Consider the following 7,018-nt stretch of genomic DNA (forward strand, 5'->3'; position numbering starts at 1 on the left):
CCTCGACCGCGGCGCGGGTGGCGTGCAGCGCGTCGTCGACGCGATCCTTGCGCTCCCTGACCTCGACCTCGGTCGAGCCGCCGACGCGGATGACGGCGACGCCGCCGGCGAGCTTGGCCAGCCGTTCCTGCAGCTTCTCGCGATCGTAGTCGGAGGTGGTTTCGCCGATCTGCTGCCTGATCTGGGCAACGCGGCCCTCGATCTCGGGCTTGCCGCCGGCGCCGTCGACGATGGTGGTGTTCTCCTTCTCGACGGTCACTCGCCTGGAGCGGCCGAGCATCGCCAGAGTGATGTTTTCCAGCTTGATGCCGAGATCCTCGGAGATGACCTGGCCGCCGGTGAGGATGGCGATGTCCTCCAGCATCGCCTTGCGGCGGTCGCCGAAGCCCGGCGCCTTGACGGCGGCGACCTTCAGGCCGCCACGCAGCTTGTTGACGACCAGCGTCGCCAGCGCCTCGCCCTCGACATCCTCGGCAATGATCAGCAGCGGCTTCGCCGACTGCACCACCGCCTCGAGGATCGGCAGCAGCGCCTGCAAATTGGTCAGCTTCTTCTCATGGATCAGAAGATAGGGCTCCTCGAGATCGGCGCGCATCTTGTCCTGGTTGGTGATGAAATAAGGGCTGAGATAGCCGCGATCGAACTGCATGCCCTCGACCACTTCGAGCTCGGTCTCGGCGGTCTTGGCCTCCTCGACGGTGATGACGCCCTCATTGCCGACCCTCTGCATCGCCTCGGCCAGGAAGCGGCCGATCTCGGCATCGCCATTGGCCGAGATGGTGCCGACCTGGGCGATCTCGTCGTTGCGGGTCACCTTGCGGGCATTGGCCTTGAGCTCGGCGACGATCACTTCCACGGCCTTGTCGATGCCGCGTTTCAGATCCATCGGGTTCATGCCGGCGGCAACCGCCTTGTTACCTTCCTGGACGATGGACTGGGCAAGCACCGTCGCCGTGGTGGTGCCATCGCCGGCAATGTCGCTGGTCTTCGACGCCACTTCGCGCACCATCTGCGCGCCCATGTTCTCGAACTTGTCCACCAGTTCGATTTCCTTCGCCACTGTCACACCGTCCTTGGTGATGCGCGGCGCGCCGAACGACTTGTCGATGACGACGTTGCGCCCCTTGGGGCCGAGCGTCACCTTCACCGCATCGGCCAGAATATCGACGCCGCGCAGCATCTTGTCGCGGGCCTCGGCGTGGAATTTCACTTCCTTGGCAGCCATTGGAACCCTCCCTCCGCGAGCCTTCCCTTGTCAGGGCTCGCACGCTTATCGAACTAGTCGGGCACCAATGGGTTTCAAGGGCGGCAGCCGAGAATCTTTCAATCTGCCGGTGCTGCAACGCCCTGTAATCACGATGTTATTCAGGATCGCGCAAGCGCAGGACGGTCGGTCCCGAGGGCGGAGAGAGCTTGTGCGGCGCAGCATCGGAACAGTTCGCCGCGTCCACCCGTTCGGAAGGGGCCAGCGGCGCTGGCGAGCGGCCTTGCCAGGTGGGCGCTTGGGCTGCAGTAGTTGGCGTGCGCCGCGCCGGCGACAGAGGACGATGGAAATGGTCCAGATCAGGGCAATGACGAAAGGCGACCTGGCTGCAGTGTCGCAGTTGCTCGGCCAATCCTGGCGGCGGACCTATTCGCCGATCATGGGCGCGGAGACCACGGCGCGGCTTTCCGACGACAAGCACGCGCCGGACAAGCTGGCGGCGGAACTTGCAGACGACGACAAGATGTCCTTCGTCGCCGAGCGGCCCGACGGGTCGATCGCCGGCTACGCCATGGCGGCGATGGATGATCGCGGCGACGTCATGCTCGACCGCCTGCATATCGAACCGGAAGAGTACGGCAGCGGGCTGGCGACCGACCTCTTGCACGCCGTGCTCGCCGCCCATGCCGGCATCGCCTCGATCGCGCTCGAAGTGATCGAGGGCAACGACCGGGCGATCGCCTTCTATCGCAAGCACGGTTTCGAGGTGGTCGAGCGGCGACCCGCCGCGCACGGGGTCGGCGGCCATGCCTCGCTGATCATGCGCAGGCCGCTGCCGAGGGCGTGAGGCCCGGCGGGCATTGCCAGCGCGGTGGTGCGGGTGGTTCCTGTAGCGGCCGTCCGGAGTCCTTCGGCCGGAACCACCCGCCCGCCTCGCGTCCCTCCCAAGACAATCGCAGACTACGATCCTTGCCGTCGGGTAGTGTCTCAGTTTGAAATTCAGAGCTTGTATTCGAATTCCCATAGCCCGACCCGCGAAAGCTCACAGGCTATCTCATTCCAGCTATTGCCCTTAGCCGAAGCGCATCGAGCGATGAGAAATTTTTCCAGTTGAAGGTGATCGAACGTCCGCATGAAAATTACGCCTTCACCAGAAAAGGCCGCTTCTGTGTGGGACCGAAGAAACCATGCCGGCGAACACACCGTGGCCGTGAAAGCATCTGAGCCTTCTTTACCCTCTTCTCCCGCATAGAAATCAATGGTGAGCGAAAAATCAGTTGGATCAGACGGACGCCATGTAGAGAGATCGAACGCGAGCTTATCGGCGTCCACAATCCTATGACCCTTATACTCCGCTTTCATGAAACTCGCTTTCCTGCTTCTTATAGGGACCGCGCTTGCCCGGCTTCGGCGCAACGGCGTCCATCTTCTCGCAAAGGTCTTCCATCGACCAGAGCGTCTGTAGATCGCGACCATGTGGACATGGTTGTCAAACTTCTTGGAGAAGGCATTGGTAAGGCGTGAAGCGACGGTTCGCCATGCGCATCGTGAGATTGGCGCGTTCGATATGCGATGTGCCGGGTTGCCTTCAACGCGCGTCTTGACGGCACCAGTGCAGACGACGGGGCTATAGCGGCTCTCTGGCGACTTGTTGCTTTCCGGCTCGCCAGGTGCCCATCGGTCGTGAGCTGGACGCGGTTGGCAAGGCGGTCTTTCACGTCATCCATGAAGGCCAGCGATATTCGCCGTCACGGCCGCCGACCAGCCATGACACGATGAGGTTGCTATCGCTGTCCAAAGCGGTCCAGGTCCATACGTCGCCAGCGCCTTCGACCGGCTGCTTCATGGTCGAAACGTTCTTGGCTTTCGCGGCGACAAACGACCAGATTTCATCACATTGAATACGCTTGGAGGTGACGTTGCGAACTTCGCGGTCGTGCAGATCGGCGCAGAACTTGCCGACATCGACTGTTGATCGACACATCGGCAACGCGCGAGATCGACCGCATCGAACTACCCCCGTAGGCGGTTCCGCCTATGGGAGCAAACGCCGCGGGGCGCTATCGCCTAGCGATCAAATTCAAACTGAGACACTACCTGCCGTCGGCTTCCCTTGATCTCGATCAAGCACCTGCCTGTCCGGCTGGACGGCTTACCGCCCTGCCCTATAATTTAGCCGGATTGCACATTCGGCCGGAGAGAACACATGAGCCTGGGCAAGCGGAAACTCGGCAGCCAGGGGCTCGAAGTCTCGGCAATCGGCCTCGGCTGCATGGGCATGAGCCAGTCCTACGGCCCGGCCGACGAGGCGGAATCGATCGCCACGCTGCACCGGGCGATCGAGCTCGGCTGCACCTTCCTCGACACGGCCGAAGTCTACGGGCCGTTCGTCAACGAGGAACTGCTCGGCCGCGCGCTGAAGGGGCGGCGCGACCAGGTGACCATCGCGACGAAATTCGGCTTCGTCATCAAGGACGGCAGGCAGGACGGCACTGGCCGCGACAGCCGGCCCGAGCACATCCGCGAGGTGGTGGAGGCATCGCTGAAGCGGCTCGACACCGACCGTATCGATCTCCTCTACCAGCACCGCGTCGATCCTGCCGTGCCGATGGAGGATGTCGCCGGCACGGTCGGCGAGCTGGTGGCCGCGGGCAAGGTGCGCTTCCTCGGCCTGTCGGAGGCCGGCATCGCCAACATCCGCCGCGCCCATGCCGTGCATCCGGTGTCGGCGCTGCAGAGCGAATACTCGCTGTGGGAGCGCAATCTCGAGCCCGAGATCATCCCGCTGCTTAAGGAGCTCGCCATCGGCCTGGTGCCTTTCGCGCCGCTCGGGCGCGGCTTCCTCGCCGGCGACGTCAAGCGCGCGGAAGACTACCCGGAAGGCGATTTCCGGCGCGGCGACCCGCGCTACCAGGGCGAGAATTTCGATGCCAATGTCGCGGCGGCGAGCGCGGTGCGCGACGTGGCCGCCGCCAGGGGCGTGAAGCCCGGCCAGATCGCGATTGCCTGGCTGCTCGCCAAGGGCCCGGAATTCGGCATCGACATCGTGCCGATCCCCGGCACCAAGCGCCGGACATATCTGGAGGAGAATGTCGCTGCCGCCGACATCGGGCTTGACGCCACCGAGATGCTGCTGCTCGACATGGCGCTGACACCCGACAGGATTTCGGGGCCGCGCTACAACGAGCGGACGATGTCGATGGTGGATCGGTAGGCCTGTTTCACGCCGAGCTGCGCAGCATCAGCTCGGCGTTGAGCAGGATGCGGGCGTCACCGCGCTTGGCCGAGGACTTTTCGTCCAGCCGCTCGAGCAGCAACTCGATCGCCAGGCGGCCGATCTCGTTGTAGTTCTGCGCCACCGTCGTGATCGGCGGGCAGGCGTAGCGCGACAGCGGATGGTCGTCGTGCCCTGCGACCCTCAGATCGCAATCGGCGCCATGTCCCACCTTGAGGCCGAGCTGGAAGGCGGCGCCGAGCACGCCGAAGGCGACGCGGTCGTTGGCGCACAGCACGGTCCTGGTCGAAAAGCCGCCGGCCTTCAGGATGCGCGTCGCCTCGTCAAAGCCGAACTTCTCGAAATCCCAGGAGCGCGCGTCCTCGACCGGCACGATGCGCGGCGTCATCTTGAACTGCTGCATGGCCTCGACATAGGCCTCCTGCCTGGCCGAAGCGTTGTTGTTGACCAGCGGCATGGCGAAGTAGCAGGGCGGCTCGCCGGAGCGGCAGAGATAGTCGACGATCAGCCTGAAACTCTGCCGGTTGTCGGTGCCGACGAAGGAGGAGGTCTCGTCCAGCGGCGAGTCGACATAGATCAGCGGGATCGAGGCGCCGAGCTCAGCGAGGATCCGGTGGTGCGAGCGCACGCCGAGCGGCGCGATGATGGCGCCCGCGATGTTCATCGAGCGGAACGTCTGGATCGCCTGGTCCTCCATCTCGGCGCGCCCGTCGGAGGACAGCACGAAAGCCAGGAAGCCGGCCTCGTTGGCGATCAATTCGATGCGGCGCGTCAGCGCCATGTAGAACGGGTCCGTCGAATTCGGGATGATGACGCCGAGGATGTTGCTGCGGCGCCGATTGAGGTTGACCGCGAACATGCTCGGCCGGAAATCGGATTTCTTCAGCGCCGCCTCGATGGCGCTGCGCGTGTTCTTCCGCACCGAATTGGGATCGTTGAAATATTTGGAGACAGTCGTGCGAGACAAGCCGACGAAGTCAGAGAAATCCTCCATCGTCCTGATCGTCTTTGCCATTCACAGGCCCCCTGTTCGACCCTTCCCGTCACTCTCTACGTGAGTCACCATCTTGCGCAAAGCTGCAACGCTTCGACCGTCCAGGCGAGTTTCCGGGTCGATGGGAGTGCCGCGCGTTTTCACTCATATATCCGCCGAAAACTGCACCTTCATCGTCGCCGGATCGCCACCGCTTTTGGCGAAGAAGGGCAAAAGTTCCGCAAGCGGCAACCGGTGGCTGACCAACCGTGCCATGGTGCCGTCGTCGCGCCTCAGAATGTCGAGCGCTTGCGGGATGTTGCGGTTCAGCGAATGCGAACCGACCAGCCTGATCTGGCGGCGGAAGATCTCGAACGGCGCGACCGAGATCCTGGCGTCGGGCGCGCAGACGCCGAAGACGAGCGCAGTGCCGCCATCGGCTGTGAAGCCGATCATGGCTTCGACCACCCTGGCAACGCCGGTGGCGTCGGCAACGAAATCGAAGCCTTTCGTCCTTGCCGCCAGCGCCTGCGATCCGGACAGCAGCGGCACCAGCCCGAGCGCCTCGGCGAAGGCAAGCCGCTGCTCGCTGATGTCGGCAACCGCGACGCTCGCCACCCCCCTCGCCTTCAGCGACAGCGCAAGCAGCAGGCCGATCGGGCCGGCGCCGAAGACCAGCGCGGTGCCGGGCACGCGTGCGCCTGGCTCGATGCCGGCCGCGCTGAGACCGTTCAGCACGCAGGCGAGCGGCTCGGCGAGCGCGGCGGTAGCGAAAGCGAGATCGCCGATGTCATGCAGATGATCGACGCCGACGAGGCTGAATTCGGCGAAGCCGCCGTTGGCGGTCACGCCGTAGGCTTTGAGCGAGGCGCACAGATTGGTGAGGCCCTTGCGGCAGGCGGCGCAGTGTCCGCAGGCAATGTTGGGATCGATGGCGACGCGGTCGCCGGGCTTCACGGTCGTCACGTCGGCAGCGACAGCCTCGACCGTGCCGGCATATTCATGGCCTGGAACCAGCGGGAACGCGCCTTCGCCATAGCGGCCTTGCAGGACCTCGATGTCGGTGTGGCAGAGCCCGGCGGCGCGGACCCTGACCAGAGCGTGCCCCGGTGCGATCTCCGGCATGTCCAGTTCCGCCATGCCGGCAACGCCCGCGGCGGCAAATCGGATGGCTTTCATGTCGTTCTCCGTGCGGGCAACGCCTCAGCTCATCCAGTTGCCGCCGTCGACATTGTAGGTCTGGGCGAGGATGTAATCACTGTCGGACGAGGCGAGGAAGACGGCGAGCCCGGCAATGTCCTCCGGCCGCGCGAAGCGCCCGATCGGCACGGACTTCGCCACCGCCGCTTTCTTCTCGCCCGGCTTCAGGCCCTCCCAGCGGGCGAAATGGGCGTCGACGACGTCCCAATGCTCGCCGTCGACGACACCGGGCGCGATCGCGTTGACGTTGATGCCGTGCTTGACCAGCGCCAGTGCTGCCGACTGCGTGGCCGAGATGATCGCCGCCTTGGAGGCGCAATAGAGCGTCACCAGCGCCTCGCCGCGGCGGCCGGCCTGGCTCGCCATGTTGATGATCTTGCCGCCGCGGCCGCGCGCTATCATCAGA

General features: G+C 64.5%; 7 protein-coding genes and 1 pseudogene. 2 read left to right on the forward strand and 6 right to left on the reverse strand.

The window, feature by feature from the left end; genetic code table 11:
* Window positions 1–1,225 (reverse strand): chaperonin GroEL (gene groL / locus EN745_RS25805; protein ID WP_127422574.1); only part of this gene is annotated, 1,225 nt, incomplete at its 3' end.
* Window positions 1,226–1,553: 328 nt separating this feature from the next.
* Between groL and EN745_RS25810 the strand changes: the two genes are divergently transcribed.
* Window positions 1,554–2,051 carry a GNAT family N-acetyltransferase gene (locus tag EN745_RS25810; RefSeq protein WP_126055273.1) on the forward strand — a complete coding sequence of 166 codons (498 nt, stop codon included), beginning with the start codon at window positions 1,554–1,556 and terminating at the stop codon, window positions 2,049–2,051.
* Window positions 2,052–2,203: 152 nt separating this feature from the next.
* Here the strand turns inward: EN745_RS25810 and EN745_RS25815 are convergent, their stop codons facing one another.
* Window positions 2,204–2,566 carry an Imm8 family immunity protein gene (locus EN745_RS25815; protein ID WP_127406656.1) on the reverse strand — a complete coding sequence of 121 codons (363 nt, stop codon included), beginning with the start codon at window positions 2,564–2,566 and terminating at the stop codon, window positions 2,204–2,206.
* Window positions 2,550–3,243, reverse strand: a pseudogene (locus tag EN745_RS25820) (IS1 family transposase). The gene EN745_RS25815 and the pseudogene EN745_RS25820 overlap by 17 nt, the downstream one beginning before the upstream one ends.
* 167 nt (window positions 3,244–3,410) lie before the next feature.
* Between EN745_RS25820 and EN745_RS25825 the strand changes: the two are divergent.
* On the forward strand, window positions 3,411–4,418 hold the full coding sequence (locus EN745_RS25825; protein ID WP_127406657.1) for an aldo/keto reductase: 1,008 nt from the start codon (window positions 3,411–3,413) through the stop codon (window positions 4,416–4,418).
* 7 nt (window positions 4,419–4,425) lie between these two features.
* Here the strand turns inward: EN745_RS25825 and EN745_RS25830 are convergent, their stop codons facing one another.
* The 3 genes from EN745_RS25830 to EN745_RS25840 all read right to left on the reverse strand — a co-directional run.
* Window positions 4,426–5,433: a LacI family DNA-binding transcriptional regulator gene (locus tag EN745_RS25830; protein ID WP_189363160.1), complete on the reverse strand. Its 1,008-nt coding sequence runs from the start codon at window positions 5,431–5,433 to the stop codon at window positions 4,426–4,428.
* A gap of 144 nt (window positions 5,434–5,577) precedes the next feature.
* Entirely contained in the window at window positions 5,578–6,591 is a 1,014-nt protein-coding gene (locus EN745_RS25835) for a zinc-dependent alcohol dehydrogenase family protein (RefSeq protein WP_127422576.1), read from the reverse strand.
* Between the two features lie 24 nt (window positions 6,592–6,615).
* On the reverse strand, window positions 6,616–7,018 hold a 403-nt coding region (locus EN745_RS25840; RefSeq protein ID WP_127422577.1), incomplete at its 5' end, for an SDR family oxidoreductase.

Source organism: Mesorhizobium sp. M4A.F.Ca.ET.022.05.2.1 (genome assembly GCF_003998845.1).
Lineage (GTDB): Bacteria > Pseudomonadota > Alphaproteobacteria > Rhizobiales > Rhizobiaceae > Mesorhizobium.